We start from the raw sequence: 18406 nt of genomic DNA on the forward strand, positions 1-18406 counted from the left end.
GAATCCGCGCTGGCGCCGTATTGGTCATCCTTGCCGTCGTTCGTGGTGGCCTTGACGTAGACGTTGCCGGCCTGTGTCGTGCCGGTGCCGATGCTGGCCGTCACGGTCGGCTCGACATCCGACTTGGTAATCGACACGCCAACCGACAGGCCTTCGCCGCCGGAGAAACCTTCGACGAGCGTGTCGATATTTTCGATCGCCGCAGCGGTGACATGGATGTCGTTGCTCACCTTGACGTCGGCCAGGTCGCCAATCGTCGCGCTCGCTCCCGACGTGTCGGTCGCGTATGCGAAATTGACCGCCAGCGCCAGCAGCACGCCTCCCGACACCGCTACCGCGTGCACATCGGCCGTATTGTCCGACGTGGCCGAAACCGTCAGCGAGCCGACCGTGTCGGTCTGGCCGATATCGGCGCCGCCATCGACAGTTGCGCTCGCGCCACCACTCAGTTCGACTTCCGTGTAGGACGCGCCGGCAGCTGCCGCGCCGACCTGCATCATGCCGGTCAGTTCTGTGATGTTGCGGGTATTGCTCGCATTGACCGTCACATCGTCGGCCTTGGTCACATTGCCAAGGCTGGCTTGTGCCAGGCTGGTATCCGTTATCGAAACGACGCCCGCACCGATCGCTATGCCGCCGGCCGAGCCGTCAAGCGCATGCAAGTTAAAGTGCTCGTCGAGGATTGCATTGACGTCGATATTGCCGCCCGCGCTGAGCGTGCCATCGGCAAACGCGGTCACGTTGTCGCCGAGCGACACGATCGAGACTGCCGCACCGATACCGACGATGCCGCCGGCGATCTGGCCAGTGAAGACCGTGATGTGGTCTGATTCGTTCGCCTTGACGCCGATCTTGCCGCCGGCCGTTAATGTGGCACCGGCTTCCACACTTGCCGACGTACCGGGCGGCGTCAGGATCGCGAGATTCACCCGTTTCGTGATGCTTGTCTGGGTCGGCGCACTCGCATTGACGCTGCTCGCGGCCGACTGGGTACCGAACTTGGTCGCATTGCCGACAATCTGATGACCGCCGAGACCGGCCGAGCTGAAATGAATGGCATTGATGTCGTTCATGGCGTCGCTGTGCGTATTGTAGAACTTGAAGACGCCGCCGCCGGTATCCCTCACGTAATAGGTTCCACGATCCGTCAGCCCCCCGATATCGGTTCCGCTAACGCCGTGTGAATAGGTGACCTTGTCTCCGGTCTTGAGGCCGCTGGATGCGCCGAGATTGATGGTGCCCGCGCCGGGACCAGTCGTTACCGCACCCGCCACATCGAATTCCGCGCCGCCCGAGAACTGGCCGATCGCATCCGTAGTGGCACTGCTGCTGCTCTGCGCCTGACTCCCGGCGTCCTGATCGGCTTCGCCGTTGCCAATATTCGTCGAATTTTTCGCGCTTTCGTTACCGTCGTTGTCCTTGGCAGTCCGCTTGATGGTCGATCCGATCGACCAAACGCTGACTGCACCGCCCACACCAACCGCGCCGACGGCGCCGCTGACATCGACCCCCGTTATGTCCTTCTTGCCAAGCGCATTGACCTCGATGTCTGCCAATGCGTTCACCTGTGCATCGGCTTCTATGACCGCCTTGGTGTTGTTCTTGACGCTTCCGATGTCGACCGCGCCCGACACGCCCACGGCGCCTGCCGCGACGCCGACCACGAAGGTCTGCACGTTCAGCCTGTTGGCCGCATTGACGTAGACGCTCTGGTTGTCGTGCGCATCGTCCTGATGCAGCGTGTTGATGAACGCATGGTCATTGATGACCGCGTCCGTCTCGCTGCTGATCAGGGTCACGCCGACCGAGCCGGACGCTCCGACGTAGCCGAAGCCGCCCGCCGCCACGATGTGAAGGATGTCTTCGCTCGATTCCGCCTGGACGATGACGCCACCCGGTGCGGGTGTCTTCTTCTCGAACCCACTGGCGATAATGTTGCCGTCGAACGCATCCGCAACGCCAGCGCCACCGAGCGCATCGACATGGGCGTGATCGCTGATGAAAGCTTCTGTATCCTTGGTAAGGACCATGACGCCGACCGAGGCGCCGACACCAACGAAGCCGCCAGCCAGCGCGCCAGACAGCTCGAAGATATGCGTGTCGTCGGTCGCCGAAAGGTAGAAGTCGCCGCCGGCGAATACGGTGGCATGATCTCCGACGCTTGCCCATGCGTGATTGTCGATGCTGAGCACGTCGACGGCGCCGCCGACACCGACCGTGCCGGCCGCGATGCCGAATCCGACCATCACGACGTTTTCTCGCGCGGTCGCCTCAACGGTAACGTCGGCGAGCGCGTTTACCGTCGCCGATGAATCGATGTGCGCCTTGGTCGTGTTGGTCACGACATTGACGCCGACAGCCGGCGCGACGGCAGCTCCGCCCGCGACGGCAATCGTGCCGGCAACCGCCAGATGGTAGAAATCATCGCCCGCGCCGACCAGGACCGACTGCAGCGGATTGGCGGGATTCACCGAGGTATCGGTGTTGACGTTGGCACCCTGGCCGACATAGGCCTCGGTATCGGCGTTGACGACGTCGACTCCCGCCGACACCGCGACTCCCGCGGCGCCGCCCACAGCGAAGCTCACCGAGAAGGTCCGGATCTCGTCCTGATTGGTCGCTGCAACCGCCACCCCGTGGAATCCGGGAGTGGAGTCGAGCTTGGTCGTGCGTGCGCCACCGAGCGAACTGTCCTTGCCGCTGATGTCCTGGGCGCTGCCGCTGTTCTGCAGGTCCATGCTCCCAAGCGTCGGGGTGCCCACTTGGCCCTTGCTGCGCAACGTCGCGTGGTCTCCGCTGGTCGCTGCCGTCTTGGTGCCAGCGCTACCCGTGTCGATGCCCACGCCTCCGCCCGCGTTTGGATGGTTCGGGTCGAAGGACTTCGTCTGCGTATTGCCCGGATTGCTCGCCGCCGTGTCGAGATCAGGGTTGATGCGCCCGGTGTTGACCGACAGACCGGCTCCATGTCCGTCGCCGGTGACGGTGGCGCCGGCCCCGATGAAGGCCAGCGTGCTCTTGTTCATGACGTTGACGCCAGCCGCGGCACCGATACCGACACCACCGCCGGCGATCGTGCCAACGATCTCGTTGATATCCGTGAGATCGTTGGCGTGGAGCACGACGCTGCCGAGCGCATGCACATCGCCCGGACCCGCTGAGGCCACACCGTCTGTCGGATCGTCGCCGATAAACGCGCGAGTCTCCAGGTTGAACACGTGGACGCCGGCATTGACTGCAACACCGACCGACCCCACCGCGGCGCCGGCGGACACTGAAACCAGGTTCTCGCTCGAATCCGCGGTGACCTGGATGTTGCCGAGTACGTCGGCATTCACACCGGACCCGATAAAGGCATTGGTGTGCTTGGTGTAGACGCCGACATCGGCGCCGACGCCGACCCCGGCATCGCCGCCGAACGCGAGCTCGCCGGCCACCGAGATCACGCTGGTGTCGTCCTTGGCGCTGATCGTCAGATCCTGCGCCCCTGGATCGAGCGCATTGTCGATCGTGATCGTTGCACTGTCCCCGACATAGGCGGTCGTCGTCTCGTCGAACACATTCACAGCAGCCGAACCTGCAACGCCGGCCGTGCCACCGGCTGCGCCGGCGGCGGCAATCGTCAGGACGTCCTCGCTGGTGAACGCGGTGATCAACACGCCATCGCCACCCGCCGTGACGACGCTGCTATTACCGGCATAAGCCTGGACGGTGGCGGAATGAATGAGGTCGCTATTGGCGATGCCGAAGCCAGCCGTGCCGCCAGCGCCGACGGTTCCTGCGATCATCGTGGCGTTGAAACCGCCCGTCGCGGTGATCGAGACCGCACCTTGCGCGAGAAGATGGGCGGAATTGTCGAGATAGGCGTCATCTTCACTATCGACGACCACGACCGCGAACGATCCGGCAACGCCGGCGCTGTCACCCACACCAAGTGTGGCAACGACCGTCAGGATGGTCTCGGTCGCATTCGCGGTGACGTCGGCGCCGCCGCCCAGCGTGACATGAGCGCCATTGCCGATGTAGGCACGGGTGTCCTTGTTGAGTACCTCGACGTCGAGACTGCCGCCGACGCCGGCCGAACTGGTGCTGACACCAAGTCCACCGGCGACGTTCGTGATGGTCGTTTCGTTGGTGGCCTGGACGGAAAGCGTCTGGCCTGCACCGTGGGCGAAGCCACCGCCTAGGATGGACTTCTGGTTCACCTGCGTGCCGGCACCGATATGTGCGTCTGCGGTGACGTCGAAGACGTCGACGATGACCGCTCCGGCAACCGCCGCACCGCCGGAACTGGCCGCGCCCGCGACCGCGATGGAGGTGAAGGACACGTCGACGAACGAGACCGGAATCGGGGCCGGATCGAGCGTCGCCGTCGCATGGACCGCGATGGCGCCGGCAGCGTCGGCCGAGGCAGATTCAATGAAGGCCTTGGTGGATTGGTTGACGACAGCAACCGCGACTGCGCCGCCGACCGTCGTACCTCCAGTGGAGAGGGCGCCCGCCGCGGCGAGCGTCTGGATTCTGGTGTCCTCGGACGCCGTTACGGTGATGCCACCGCTCGAGGTCAGATGCGAGCCGGAGCGGGCCGACGCCTCCGTCTCCAGGTTGTTGATGACGTTGATACCGACCGACCCCGCAATGGCGGTGCCCTCGCCCGTGCCGCCTGCCGCCGCCACGCCCCACACGACGAAATCGTCGGTGCCTCCATTGGGAACGATTGCCTCGATCGTGATGCCGTCGCCCGTGACGCTCGAATTGCTGTCGACGAACGCCTTGTTGGTGGCATTGACGACGTTGAGTCCGATACCAGCACCGATGTTTGCGCTCGCACTGCTATCGAGAGAAGCGCCGGTACCCTTGGCCGAAGCGTCGTTTTCGGCCTGCGCCGAAATCTTGACGGCGTGAGCAGCCGTCAGGCTTGCACCGTGCGTGATCTTCGCTGTGTTGTCGGAGGTGAGGACGTTGACCGAAACCGCTGCCGCGATGCCGACCCCGCTCGAACCTTCGCCGGACTGGGAACTGCTCTGCTCGCTCCCCTTGGAGGCCTCGCCGCCGGACGTCGGCAGCGCCGTTTTGCTGCCCTTGTTGCTGACGGGGCTGTTCGCCTGATTGGACGATTCCGTGTCGGCGGAGTTTCCGGATGACTTGGCGCCCTGAACGCTCGCAAGCGCTTCCGCATGACTGGCAACAATCGAAGTCGACTGTACCGTGGCTGCGCCGCCCGACGTCGTGATGCTGCGCGCGAGTTCGGCGCTCACCTCTTCGATGACGACCGCCACCGTGACGGACGCCCCGACGCCAACCTTCTTGGCGGCAGCTTTCGCGCTGGTCGTGGACAGAAACTCACCGCCGTGCGAGGCCGTGATCGATACGTCACCCGTCGCCGACAGCGCGCTGTCGAGCACAGGCTTGGTCCCGGCATAGGCCGAGGTCGTGTCCTGGGCGACCAGGACTGCGACGCCGATACCCACTCCCACTCCGCCCGAAGAGGCGCCGTTCTCACCATGGGTGAACGCAAAGTCGCCGGAGGCTGCCGAAACCGTGAAGGTCCCTACCGACCCGGTCCACGACGTCCCGTCGGTGATCTGCGCGTTGACCGTATTGGTGATCACGTTGATCCCGACCGAGGCACCGACGCCTGCTTTCTCGCCTTCGGTGTCGCCATGCGGTTTGCCGGTCGCCAGATTCGATTCGTCGCTAACGGCCAGGACCGAAGAGTTGTCTCCGCTCGTTGTCACAGCGGCGGTACCAGGCAGGCTGCCCGGGGTCTGTCCGACCACCGCTTGCGTGTCATTGTTCACGATATTGATGGCGGCCGATATTCCGACGCCGATCTTGCCGCCGCTGGCGCCCGACGTTGCGTCGGCGCGAGACGAGTGCGCCAGATCATGCAGCGCCTGGCCCACGGGCGCGGCACCACTCAGCGCAATCGCTTTTCCGTCGTAGGCATCTCCCAGCGACGCCGCGAACTGGTAGTGGCCGCCGGTCAGGTCGATGACGTAGTAAATGGTGTTGTCGCTCAACCCGCCGAGCGGTGAGCCGCCGTTGGCATCATATTTGACCCGGTCACCGGTACGCACGGTCTCGTCTTCGCCGAGATCGAGTTCGGTGATGGTGCCGGTCGGGTCAAACGAGATCGCGCCGATCGGACTCGGAATCCCCGAGATGTATTTCCAAAGCTGGTTCGGGAGCGTTGTCGAGCCGCCCGAGGTGAGATCGACCAGTCCGGTGGCGCCACCGTCTTCGGCATCCTCCTTGGTGGTGCTATAAAGCTTGATGGTGCCGTCACCGTTGACGTGCACGAAATAGCTATCGGCGGGGGTAAGGCCGAACCCGCCAAGCCCGACATACTTGACCTGATCACCGCTCGCGAGGCCGGCATCCAGGCCGACAAAGAGCGTATCGTTCGCGGCGTCCACGACCGGCGCGGCGATCACCGGCGCGTCAATCTGCCGGTCGGCTACGACGGCACCAACGTTCAGACCACTGCCGCTGACCACGGCGCCGTTGCCGACAAAAGCTTGATTGGTGATGTTATTGACGTTGACCGCAACCGCGACGCCGACGCCGGTGCCGCCCTCTCCGGTGACCGCGGAACCATCCGCGAGCGCATGCCCGTCCACATTGGCCTGAGAATGGACGGTAATCAGCCCGGTCGCAGTGACATGCCCGCCGTCCGGGATCGACGCAACCGACGATCCGTTCTCGATGTTGACCGCGATCGCACCCGCGACATCGACCTGCCCGCTGCCGGTATCGGCATCGGGAGCCGTCGCGCCGTTGTTGCCCTTGGCGCTTCCACCCGTCTTGGTCTTCGCCGTGGTATCGGCGAAGTCCATCTGATCCTGCTTCTTGCCGTCGGCCTTCTTGCCGTCGCCGCTGTCTTCGCCACCCTTCACGCTCGCTTTCGCCGAGCTCTCGCTGATCGAGATCGCGCTCGACATGAACGCCGCTGCGCCGCCGCTGGTGAAGAGATTGCGGGCGGTGGTGGCCTCCGAATCATCGTTGACGATCGACAAGGCAAGCGAAATGCCGACGCCGGTCTTATCCGCTTCAGTGTCGCCTTCGGCGGACGTTCTGACGACATTGGTCAGCGTGGAGGTCAGGTTGAACCCGTCGGCACCGACCGTCAGCAGGCCGCCGCTGCCGATCGTTGCATGGGTATCGTCATTGGCGACCGAGATCGCAATGACGGGCGTGACCGCGGTCCCGCCCACCGAGCCGTTCTTGGCCTCGGTCTCCATCTCATGCGCAGACGCGGCATCGAGCGTCAGGCCTTTCGCGCCCGTGAGCAAGACGTTGTCGTCGAGGTAGGCCGCGGTCGTGTCTTCACCATAGTTGAACGCAACCGAGGCGCCGATACCGGTTTTGGGGTTCCCAGCGTCGGCCTCGTGCGGCGTCGCCTTTGCGACGTTCTTCATGTCGGCGTGGGCTTCGATGGTGACGTCCGGGCTTCCGAGCAGCGTCACCTGCGCAGCATTATCGAGATAGGCCTTGTGATTGAACAGCGTGACATTGATTGCGAGCGATCCGGCAAAACTGACACTCGTGGCGTCGCCGAGGCCGGAGACCGCTTCCGCGCTGAATTCGCTCTGCTTGTCGTCCAGCGGCAGGACCTGAATGGCAAGCGAGTCGCCCGTAACGGTGCTCGTTCCACCGATGTAGGCAAGATCGTCGCGGGTCGCGACATTGATCGCGACCGCAACGCCGACCGCATTGGTCGCACCGCCGCCGCCACCGGACTCCTTCGTGAACCCGCCATCCGCGCTGGTCGTCACGACGTCGACGGACGCTGCGACGATCGACGCAGCGTCGATGCCGGCGTTGATGGTTCCATCCTGCAAATAGGCCTTGGTATCGCCCGTATCGACTGCGACCGCGATCGCGCCCGCAAATGTAATGCTTTCGTTGCCGGCATCTCCGGCTGTCTCTGCGTTGTTGTTGGCAAGCGTCGTCTCGCTCGCATTGTCGCCGCTGCCGCTCTGCGAACTGCCGCCGACCGACGAATTCGCCGTGGTCGTGATGTCGCGGTCGGTCGTGGCCAGAATGCTGACTCCAGCGCCACCGACGGTCGAATGGTCAACCGATGCGACGGTGTCACCAAAAACCACCGAAACCGCAACGCCGGCACCGGCTGATCCCGCGCTGCCGTCCGCCGTGGTCGTGGCGTCGAGCTCGCTGCTCGCCTGGAGTGTCGCGGCACCGCCCATGGCGTCCATGACGGCGCTGTCCGACACGGCAAGTGTCGCCTTGCTTCCAAATGCCGTAACTGCCACAGCCGCGTCCTTCGACGCGTCGGCATTGTCGGTCGGCGCGGCCGATGCGTTGATCGTAACGCTGGATTTGGCGGTCGCGTCGATCTTGCCGCTGGCGCTGACGTTGGTGGTCGCCCCGTGGATCAACACTTCCGGGTCCGCGTCGCCGGCGACGACCGTAATCTTCAAGAAGCTGTTGTTGACCGACGAAGCGGTCAGCGTGCCATCAACGGTCGCATTGAGAATCAAATCACCATTGGTCGCGCTAAGCACGGAATCGCCGATGTCGATCTTCGCGCTGGAAAAGCTCGTGACCAATGAGACCAGATGAATCTTGTCGCCGAGATTGTCGTTGATCGCGTCAGCGATCTTTCCGGTGATCTTGCCGGTGAGGCCAGGATCATCGGTGTTACCCTGAACGGAACCGTCGGCATTGACGTCGAGCGCTGAGTGCGCCGTCAAACTCACCTTGCCGGATGCGCTCAGATTGGCGCCGGACAGCGTGATCGCCGAGTTCGCGTTGGACAGTATTCCCTGGTTCACGATCGGATCGTTGCCGGCCGTGGCTTCCGACGTCAGCGTGAGCTCGCCGCCGAAGGTTGCATGTGCGCCGGATGCGATCGCGGAATCGCTCGTGACTTTCAGGCCGAAGCCGACCGCAGCGGTAGACGCAGACGTGTTGTCCAGCGTGACGGTGTCCTGGAACAGCCTCTGATCGCCGCCGGTAAAATCGATGCTCAGCAAGTGGCCGCCGATCGCGGCGTTTGCAGTCTCAAAGGACTTGAGATCCAGGTGAATCGTATCGCCGTAAAGATCGTCTCCGCCGTCGCGGTCGATGGTGACGCTGTTGTCACCGACAACGATTGATTTTGAACCGATGATCGACGCTGTCGAGTTGTCGTAGAGATTGAAGTGGCCTGACTCGGCCTTCAGCGTGAAATCCGTGTGGGTGTTGAGGATTCCGCCATAGGTGATATCCGCGGACAACAGCAGGCGCGGCTCGATCGCCTCCAGGGTGAAGCTCTGCCGCCGCGGTTTTGCTATCGCGCCCGCGGCACCGCCCGCGCGGCGGCGCTTTCTACTGTCGCGCCCCGGAAGGATCTCGCGAATGACCTTGTCGAGGAGGGATTCGAACGCGGAGCGCTTGTGAGCTTCCTTGTTCCAGCGCCAGGCTATACCCATCGGAATGCCCCATCAAAAAAAATGGACCGAACGGCGAGCAGCAAATTGAGATACGCAAAGACGTCTCAAGCAGTACGCGCTTGAGGCGAATGTCTAGCGGTGTGTGCCGGGGAGAGATTGAATGCCGGTGCCTTCAACAGCACGTGGCAGAGGAGGAGAAGCTGAGTGCAAACTCTCAAAGGTGCTAAAATCTTTGATCATCGCAGCGCCTCCTTCGAATGACTATCGGGCGGCTTAAATTCGATTTATGCGTAGTTTAATACGGCTTTAACGACGAAGTTATGACACGGTCGCAGTCCGGCTACAAGCGCTTTGGCCCTCACAATTCGGTTGGACAATTCATCGAGGGAGCATAAACAACCACACACAAATTGTGGTTGCAGGCCAGCACATGGAGACGGTTCGATCCGCTCAGTTCGCGCGCCTCCTCAACGACTTAGGAAAATGCGCGGCCTGATCAAAATCGTCCGACACGCGGCGAAATCATGTAGCCGGAAGTTGTAAATCCTGACTCGCGCTACAAACAGAAGACATATATTGCGCCTGACGGCTTCAATTTCGTGCTTACTCGCGTCTTTCGTCGAGAGCGCAGACAGTATTCAATTTTTTTTAATCCGTGGATTGCGTAGCGAATGTCACTGCGCGGCTCGCCAAGCGAGCGTCACATCGGACCGTCATCCTTACGGCGTGACAAAAATAGCTACCTGGCGAAAAGCCAGAGCGGCTTTGTTGGTGACTATTTCAGTGAGGGAATATGGCGAGCGGACAGTCAACAGGAACAGGCAGGACGACTCCCATTCCTTCAATTACGCCTCAGAGGGCTCGCGATCGCCGGCCGAAGAGATCCGGACATGAAAGCCTTTGGCCTCAATGGCGCGGATCAGTTGTTCAAGGCTCATTTCGTCCGGCCGCAGTGAGGTCTGGTCCGAGGGCCCCTGATCCTGAGTACTCACGATATGGACGCCGTTTTCAAGAAACTCGGAGCTGACATCAAGCACCTTTGCAACGGCCTTTATGGTGGCTGGCTTGGGCATCCTGCCTCGCTTCTCCCAATGCCAAATTGCAGGTGGCGTCACGTCAATCCGCCTGGCCAGCTCAGTGATGGTCATCGACTGATCTTCTCGCAGCTGCTTCAAGCGCGAGCCAAAATTGGCAGCGGTCTTGTTCTTGACTTTAGGCACCTGTAAATTCCATTTATATTTGTGAGAATCGGTATTAACGACCCTAAGTGAGGGAGATTACGGTCTGATTTGCTTCTAAGTCAATCATTGCCCGTTGGTTTTGGCTCTTTGCGACTGGCGCAGACCGGCGCAGCCGCCTGCAGAACAGGCCGATTGCCATTCCGGTGCCGGCCTTGCCCCCTGCTCCATGCAAGGCCTGAGCCATCATCTCCCCAGCCAACGTCGCTTCGTATCACGGGTTCCTAGCTCGGAGAATCGACGCCATCGCGACAGGTGATCCGGCCAGGGAAACAGCACCGCCGGACGAAACCACGGCAGCCCGTTGGACCATGCGTGTACTGGCTCACCTGCGTTAAGTAAACAGGCCATGCCTTTCCTGCCCGGGCTCCGCTGCGATTGATCAGTGATCGCGCCAAGGCCGGCATGCGATATGCACGGTAAGCACATGATTGGACGACACTTTCTCCGACGTGTCGCGCCAAGCCTGTTCAATAGCAGGTCGGAGAATTGCCCCCGAGACCAGCACACGCATTCGTGTTGGAGGCCCGCCACTGAACGACGGGGGCGGGGCTGCTCCCCTGCCCCTCCGACGGCGTGGCTTTCAGTCTTTCCGCCTCTTCCGCAACGATGGCCATGTGGGCCTTCGCAATCTGGTCATTTCGTTCAAGAAGCGAGACCTTGCCCGCCTCGACCTGGGCGGCAAGCGTTTTGCGCAGCGCATTCTCGCGGTCGAGCAGTTCCGGAAATTTCAGGCTCGGCCTGACCGAAAGCTCGGTCGCCTTCACGATGCAATCGGCGCGCCGCACGGCCTGCGTGATCTGGTCGGGAAAGGCGTTACGGCAATCAGCAAGCGCATCGGGCAGACCGACTGAGGCGTCGTCACTCGCGTCCTGAAGCGCTTGTCGGGCTCCCCCACACCCTGCAAGCAGGCTAAGGAGGATCACAGCCACACCCGCCCGCATCAGGAAAACGTCTCCCTCATGGCGTCTTCCGCTCATCCGGGCCAGGCATGGCCGTACGTCCTATTTCTGGCGGAAGGCGTGATTGAAGGACATGATCAGCGGGCCGACCAGATACTCGAAGGCCGTGCGCTGGACCGTCGGGATCATGACGGTTGCAGGCATTCCCGGATAGAGCCTGATGTTCGGCATGGCGGCAAGCTCGTCCCCGTCAATCCGCACGAATGCCGTGTAGTATGGGTTGTTGGTCTTCGGATCGGTCAGACGATCTGCCGAGACTTGAACGACGTCACCATGAATGATCGGCACGATCCGCTGCTTGTAAGCCGTGAGATGAACCTCGGCACGCGTATTGGGATGCACGTCGCTGATGTCCTCGACCGCCACTTGCGCTTCGATCGTCAGCCCGTCCTGCTCCGGGACGATGTCCAGGATCTTGTCGCCGCGCTGGATGACTCCACCGACGGAAAAGACGTTGAGGCCGACCACCTGGCCGCTATACGGGGCACGAATCTCCATACGTCCCAGAACGGCTTTGGCGTTCAAGGCCTTTGGGATCACTTCCAGGATCTTCGCCTGCGTGTCACGGAGATCCTTGGTCACGTCGGTCATTCGATCGTTGTCGAGCTGCGCGATCTGCTGCTCCTGCTCGGCGATCGCCTGGCGCGCCTTTGCAATGTTGGCATTCGCATCGGCGATCTGCCCCTCCAGCCCATAGGCGGAGCGCTCCAGTTGCAGGATACGCGGCCGCGCGATCAGGCCACGCTCGACGAGAGGCGCGATGTCTTTCGCCTCGTTGTGAACGGAATCGATCTGATCGGTAAATGACTTGACCTGCGCCTGGGCACCGACGATCTGCGAACCAAGCTGGTTGATCTTCTCGCGGATGACGTTGCGTTGCCCTTCGAGTGCCGCCCGGCGACTTGTGAACTGGCTGACCTGCCCGTTCCAGACGCTCTTGAGGTAGGGGTCCTCGGCATGGGCTTTCAGATCCGAGGGCATCACAAGCTCGGCCCCGTGATCGAGCTCGGTCAGGAGACGGACCTCCGTGGCGCGAAGGACGACCCATTGTTGCGTGAGGATATCGAACTCCGCGCGCGCCTGGGTCTCGTCAAGCACGATCAGCAGATCGCCGGCGCGAACCCGGTCGCCTTCCTTGACATGGAGCGTCTTGACGATGCCGCCGTCGAGGTGCTGCACGCTCTTGCGGTTGCCATCGACCTTGACGACGGCGTTGGCGACCACAGCGCCATTGAGCGGGGCGGTCACTGCCCATGCACCGATGCCGCCAAAGAACATCGCAATGATGATCCAGCCGGCCAGTGCGATGCGCTTGATGGAATCGCTGGGTGGACCGCCGGCGGCCGCCGGTTTGGCTCCAACGGCTGCAAGACTCTTGGGTGTCGCGTCGATGATCGCCATGGGACGTGCCTAACCGCTGGAGCCTTGCACCGCGTGCACCGGCACGGGCACGGGGCGGGTCAGGCGCGCCATGATCTCGGCGCGCGGCCCGAACATCTCGGCGACGCCGTCCCTGAGAACCAGGATCTTGTCGACGACGCCGATGGTGGCCGGACGATGCGAGACGATGACGACGCTGGCTCCCCGCTTCTTCAATTGCACGATGCAGTCCGCTAGCGCGACGTCGCCCTCGGCGTCGAGATTCGAACTGGGCTCGTCCAGGACGACGATGCTGGGACTGCCATAGACCGCCCTCGCCAGCCCAATGCGCTGGCGGAAGCCGCCGGACAGTATCGCGCCGCCCTCACCAACCTGCGTGTCGTAGCCGTTCGGAAGCTTCAGGATCATCTCGTGCACGCCCGAAAGCTGCGCGGCAATGATGACCTCCCGGTCGTTCCCCTCGTCAAATCGTCCGATGTTCGCTGCGACCGTATCGGAGAACAACTCGATGTCCTGCGGCAGATACCCGACGTGATCGCCGATCGCGCGCTTGACCCAGGTCGAGACATCAGCGCCGTCCAGTCGCACGGCTCCGGCCGACGGCGTCAGCACACCGACGAGGTGGCGCGAGAGCGTCGACTTGCCGGCGCCTGAGGGACCGATGATGCCAAGCACTTCTCCCGCCTCGATCGCGAATGTAACGCCGCGCAGAATGGGCTTGCCGGTGCCCGCTGGAACGAAAGTGACGGCTTCGACCGACAGGTGGCCCTTGGGCTTGGGCAGCGTCAACCCCGCGTCGGACACCGGATAAGCCTGCAGCAGATCACGAATCCGCAGGAAGGCGGCCCGCGCCGACACCAAACCGCGCCACGAGCCGACGATCTGCTCGACCGGCTGCAGCGCGCGCCCGAGCAGGATGCTGGCGGCAAACATCGAACCTGTCGTCGTAAGCCGCTCGATGACGAGATAGGCGCCAAGCCCCAGGATCAGGGACTGCATTGCGAGCCGCAGGAAACGGATCAAGCTCTGGATCGCGGCCGCCCGATCGCTTGCAGCCACCTGTCGCTCCAGCATCCGGTCGCGGTCGCGCCCCCAACGCCGCAACAGGCCGCCGGTCATGCCCATGGCACGAACCACCTCGGTGTTGCGCAGGCTCATCTCGGTGAAACTGTAGCTGCGGGAAGCGGCTTCATTCGATTCCGTCAGCGGCAGCTTGACCAGCCACTCGCTGAGCAGGGCCATCAGCACCAGCACGATCGAGCAGGCCAGTGCGAACGCGCCGAGGAAGGGATGCAGCACGAAGATGACGGCGATGTAGATCGGGGCCCATGGCAGGTCGAAGATTGCGTGGATGCCGGTGCCGGTGACGAACTGGCGAAACGTATCGAAGTCGCGCAACGCCTGGCTGCGGGCGCCGCCTGCGACAGCCGAGCGATCGACGATCGCGGTCATGACGCGCGATGCAATCTTCTGGTCGAGGCGGATGCTTGCGCGGGTCAGCACGCGCGCTCGAACCGCGTCCAGACCGGCAAGCGCTGTGAAAGCGAGCAGCAGCGCAATGGTGAGCATCAACAACGTGATCTCGCTGGCGCTCGAGATCACGCGGTCATACACCTGCAGCATGTAGAGGGGGCCGGCGAGATACAGCAGATTAATGGCAAGGCTGAAGATGCCGGCCGTCAGGAAGTAGCCTTGGCAAGTCTGCAGCAAGCGCCGGAGCTCGTCCGGCCTTTTGAAAGGCGCACTCACACAATCCGGCGGATACCCGCCCCTCTAATCAAAAACGACCGCCGGAGCGGCAACGCCCGGCAAATTTAAAGACCAACTGGCAGCCATTACAATTCGTGTTTAATCGATGACAATCTAGCACAACTAACCGGCATCGAGGAAGCAATCCTCGCTGAAAGGTAAAGGTGCCCGTAGAGTTACGGCCTACCCACGTTTACGATATTTATGTCGACGGAGGCGCGCCTAAACGCGGTCAGGACGGAACCACGCGGGACTTGCGCCGACCCGCCAGCATCTCAAATCGCGGACATGGGTTCGTATTCCCGCGGCGCAATATGCCCGGGTTAACCTCGGAACTCCCCTTCCCGGAGGAAAGGGCGCAGGGAAGGCCGGGCGCCGGCGGCACCCGCAGCCCGTGTGCGAAGAAAGTGCGCACGGGTGGGTCACAGGTGATGCCGGCATCCCGGCCTTCCCTGCGCGGATGGTTTTAACGGTGTCCTTCGCGCTCTCCCCGGGGAGACGAGCTCTATTGCCCCCGTCGCCAGGCGGATCTTTGCGTTCGCGCCGGTCGGCCCGAGACGCTCCACAAGGCTTGGCGCCAGCTTCGGGCGCCAGGACCACACGACTTCTCCGTCCGCGCACGTCTGCACCGGCCCCTCGACAGCTGGCGTGCGCGCGCCGTCGAGACCGCATGGAGACGCCGTCAGCGCCGTGTCGTACCGCACCCAGTCGCCGCTCACGGAGCACCATCAAAGGATTCCCGCCCTGCGACCCTGTGCGCGCCGACGCCGTCGCGGCCACCGCATCCCAGCCCCGTGTCGTGACGATCGCGATACGCCCTTTTGACGGGCCAGGATGGCAAGGCTTATACGCCAGTCTGACATTTCCGTCAATCCGAATATTTGGAATATACGAATTTCCTTCGTGCGGCACCTGGAAGCCTCGCCGCGTGCGCAGTCCATTTGCCAGACGGCATTGGAGGGGGACGCGCGGGCCCGGCCTCAACGCCGCGCGCGAGGCATTCCACCTCGCCGGACAATTTTACCAGCCTGGGCAGCGACCAACATAAACAAGGATAAATGACATTTACGCACCATTAAACCAGTCCGGAAACTCGCACCGCGACCGTCGCTGCTTTGGCGCCCCTGATCTCAGTTTAACGACTGGATTTACCCGCCCTTAAATCGCCCCGTCGTCCGATCCCAGCACATACGCGCGGCGTGACGCGCATTTTCTGTCGTCTCACATCCAAGGAGATTCAATGGCGAAGCGGGGCGTGAATGATCAGTACGGGAATTTCTCCGAAGGGAATGCAAATGCTCTGGAATGGGAATTCGTCGGACTGAACATCGCCTCGGCACATGTCGGATCGATGGACGATCCGGCGTCCCACGCGGAGAATCACGACTTCGGAACGGACACTTCGGCTTCGGATGCAGGCGCGCCGGACAGCTTCGCTGCCAAAAAGGGAGGCGGTGCCACCAGCGGAACGACGAGCGGCGGCGCCACCGGCGGCGGCACCACGAGCGGTGGCACCACCAGCGGCAGCACCGGCACGACTGTCGGTCAGGGCACTACGACAACGAGCTTTACGTCTGTCACGATGATGTCGCCGACCCTGAATCCGCCTACCGGCAACAGCGCGCTGCCGAGCGACACGTATTTCTACAAGGAATGGAATCTGACCAGCAGCACAGGCGGCATCAATGTCACCAAGGCCTGGCAGAACTATACCGGACTGGGCGTCAAGGTCGGCGTCATCGACGACGGCATCGATTACAACAACACCGATCTTCACGCGCACTACCTCTTCAATCAGGATTATGACGCGACCAATGGCGGGAGCGATGCCTACGGCACCTCGACCGACAATCACGGGACGACAGTTGCCGGCGTCATCGGCGCCGCGCGCGACGGCACCGGCACGGTCGGCGTCGCCTACGATGCCGGGATCGCCGGCTTCCGCATCAGCTACAGCACCGGCGGCGGCCCGGACCAGATCAACGACGCCCTCGGTCACACGCTCTCGAGCGGCATGGACGTCGTCAACGCGAGCTGGGGCTATACGACGGCCTACACAGACAACTTCTTCTCGTCCGGGTTCGCATCGTCGAAGACAGCCATCCTCAACGAGGTCATGTACGGTCGCGGGGGCCTCGGCACCAGCATCGTCTTTGCATCCGGCAACGGACGCGGATCGGGCGACAACGTCAACTATCACAATTACCAGAACGATCCGTACGTCATCACCGTTGGCGGCGTCGACCCCACTGGACATGTCGCGACCTTCAGTACGCCGGGCGCGGCGCTCCTGGTTGCCGCACCGGGCGGCGCGTACACCGACGACCGGGTCGGTACCGCCGGTTACAACACCACGGGCGACTATATCTCGATCTCCGGCACGTCCTATTCGGCTCCGGCGGTCTCAGGCGTGATCGCGCTGATGCTGCAGGCCAATCCCAATCTGGGCTTTCGCGACATCCAGGACATCCTCGCCTATTCCGCCAAAGAGACCGATCCGACCAACGCCAGCTGGCACATCAACGGCGCGCACGACTGGAACGGTGGCGGCCTGCACTACAGCGAAGACTACGGTTTTGGCCTGGTCGACGCGACGGCGGCGGTTCGGCTGGCCGAGAGCTGGCGCACTCAGAAGACCTACGCCGACATGTCGACGGAATCGGCGACGCATGGCGACAACGCCGCGATCCCGGACGGCAATGGAAGCCTGAGCAGCCAGATCACCTTCGCCTCCTCGCTCAAGGTCGAGAAGATGGTGATCGACCTCAACATCGCGCATGCGAACTCCAGCGATCTCACCGTGACCCTGACCGGTCCCGACGGCACGAGCGCGACGCTCGTCTCCCATCCCACCGGCGGCACCGGCAGCGGGATCGTGTTCGAGACCACCGCGAACAGCTTCTGGGGCGACGATGCCAAGGGCACCTGGACCCTGACGGTCACCGACAGCGTATCCGGCAACAGCGGCACGCTGAACGGCTGGACGCTGACGGCCCTGGGTGATTCAGCCGCCACGCCAACCACCTACGTCTACACCGACGAATTCGCGGCCATGGCCGGCAGCAACCGCGTCGTGCTCACGGATTCAAGCGGCACAGCGCAGATCAACACCGCGGCAGTGACCACCGGTTCCTATCTGGACCTCAATCCGGGAGCGACCGACACCATCGCCGGCAAAACGCTTCAGATCGCCGCCACCTCGATCATCAAGAATGTCTGGGCCGGCGTCGGCAACGACACGATCATCGCCAATGATTTCGGCAACACGATACAGGCCGGCCTCGGCAACAATACGATCGTGACCGGCAAAGGGGCGGATATCCTCTACGCCGCGCAATCCGTCGGCAGCAGCGACACCTTCATCTTCAATGCACTGTCAAACACGACCGACACCATCCTGAACTGGGTGTCGGGCCACAACACCCTCAATATGGGACAACTGCTCAGCTCGATCGGCTATTCGGGCAGCAACCCCATCACCGATGGCTGGCTCAGTTTCGTCTCCGACACGAAGGGCGGCACCAACGTCGTGGTCGACGCGCACAACAGCGCCGCGCCTCAGGTCGTCGTGGATGTCGTCGGCATCACGCCGACGCTGCTTCACGAGAGCACGGCCACGTGGAGCTTGATCGTGTGATGATGAAAAAAGCCCCGCGGCGAGTTTGCCGCGGGGCTTTTCTTA

Annotated in this window: 6 protein-coding genes (1 of these 6 only partly in view); 1 reads left to right on the forward strand and 5 read right to left on the reverse strand. The window is 62.7% G+C overall.

Annotated features, from left to right (window positions below; translation table 11 throughout):
• The 5 genes from JQ631_RS30860 to JQ631_RS30880 all read right to left on the reverse strand — a co-directional run.
• Positions 1 to 9434: the beginning of an LEPR-XLL domain-containing protein gene (locus JQ631_RS30860; protein ID WP_212333436.1), read on the reverse strand. The gene continues 19333 nt to the left of window position 1, outside the view; the window shows 9434 of its 28767 coding nt (coding positions 1-9434); it begins with the start codon at positions 9432 to 9434; its stop codon lies beyond the left edge, outside the window.
• 806 nt (positions 9435 to 10240) lie between these two features.
• A complete protein-coding gene (locus JQ631_RS30865) occupies positions 10241 to 10615 on the reverse strand; it encodes a helix-turn-helix domain-containing protein (protein WP_212333439.1) in 375 nt (124 codons plus the stop codon).
• 488 nt (positions 10616 to 11103) lie between these two features.
• Positions 11104 to 11577, reverse strand: a complete 474-nt coding sequence (locus tag JQ631_RS30870) for a hypothetical protein (protein ID WP_212333442.1) — start codon at positions 11575 to 11577, stop codon at positions 11104 to 11106.
• A 60-nt stretch (positions 11578 to 11637) separates the two neighbouring features.
• The gene (locus tag JQ631_RS30875; RefSeq protein ID WP_212333446.1) at positions 11638 to 12996 is read right to left on the reverse strand and encodes an HlyD family type I secretion periplasmic adaptor subunit; all 1359 of its coding nucleotides are present in this window, start codon (positions 12994 to 12996) and stop codon (positions 11638 to 11640) included.
• Positions 12997 to 13005: 9 nt separating this feature from the next.
• Positions 13006 to 14685 (reverse strand): type I secretion system permease/ATPase, encoded by a 1680-nt coding sequence (locus JQ631_RS30880; RefSeq protein ID WP_249161316.1) that lies wholly within the window; start codon positions 14683 to 14685, stop codon positions 13006 to 13008.
• A 1279-nt stretch (positions 14686 to 15964) separates the two neighbouring features.
• On the opposite strand from JQ631_RS30880, the gene JQ631_RS30885 reads away from it, so the two are divergent.
• Positions 15965 to 18361, forward strand: a complete 2397-nt coding sequence (locus tag JQ631_RS30885; RefSeq protein WP_212333452.1) for a S8 family serine peptidase — start codon at positions 15965 to 15967, stop codon at positions 18359 to 18361.
• Positions 18362 to 18406: the final 45 nt, after the last annotated feature.

It is taken from the genome of Bradyrhizobium manausense (assembly GCF_018131105.1).
Classification (GTDB): Bacteria; Pseudomonadota; Alphaproteobacteria; order Rhizobiales; family Xanthobacteraceae; genus Bradyrhizobium; species Bradyrhizobium manausense_B.

Bases quoted from the DNA above. Each gene is read 5' to 3' on its own strand.
- JQ631_RS30870 (WP_212333442.1), bottom strand. From the start codon at position 11,577: ATGCGGGCGGGTGTGGCTGTGATCCTCCTTAGCCTGCTTGCAGGGTGT.
- JQ631_RS30875 (WP_212333446.1), bottom strand. From the start codon at position 12,996: ATGGCGATCATCGACGCGACACCCAAGAGTCTTGCAGCCGTTGGAGCC.
- JQ631_RS30885 (WP_212333452.1), top strand. From the start codon at position 15,965: ATGGCGAAGCGGGGCGTGAATGATCAGTACGGGAATTTCTCCGAAGGG.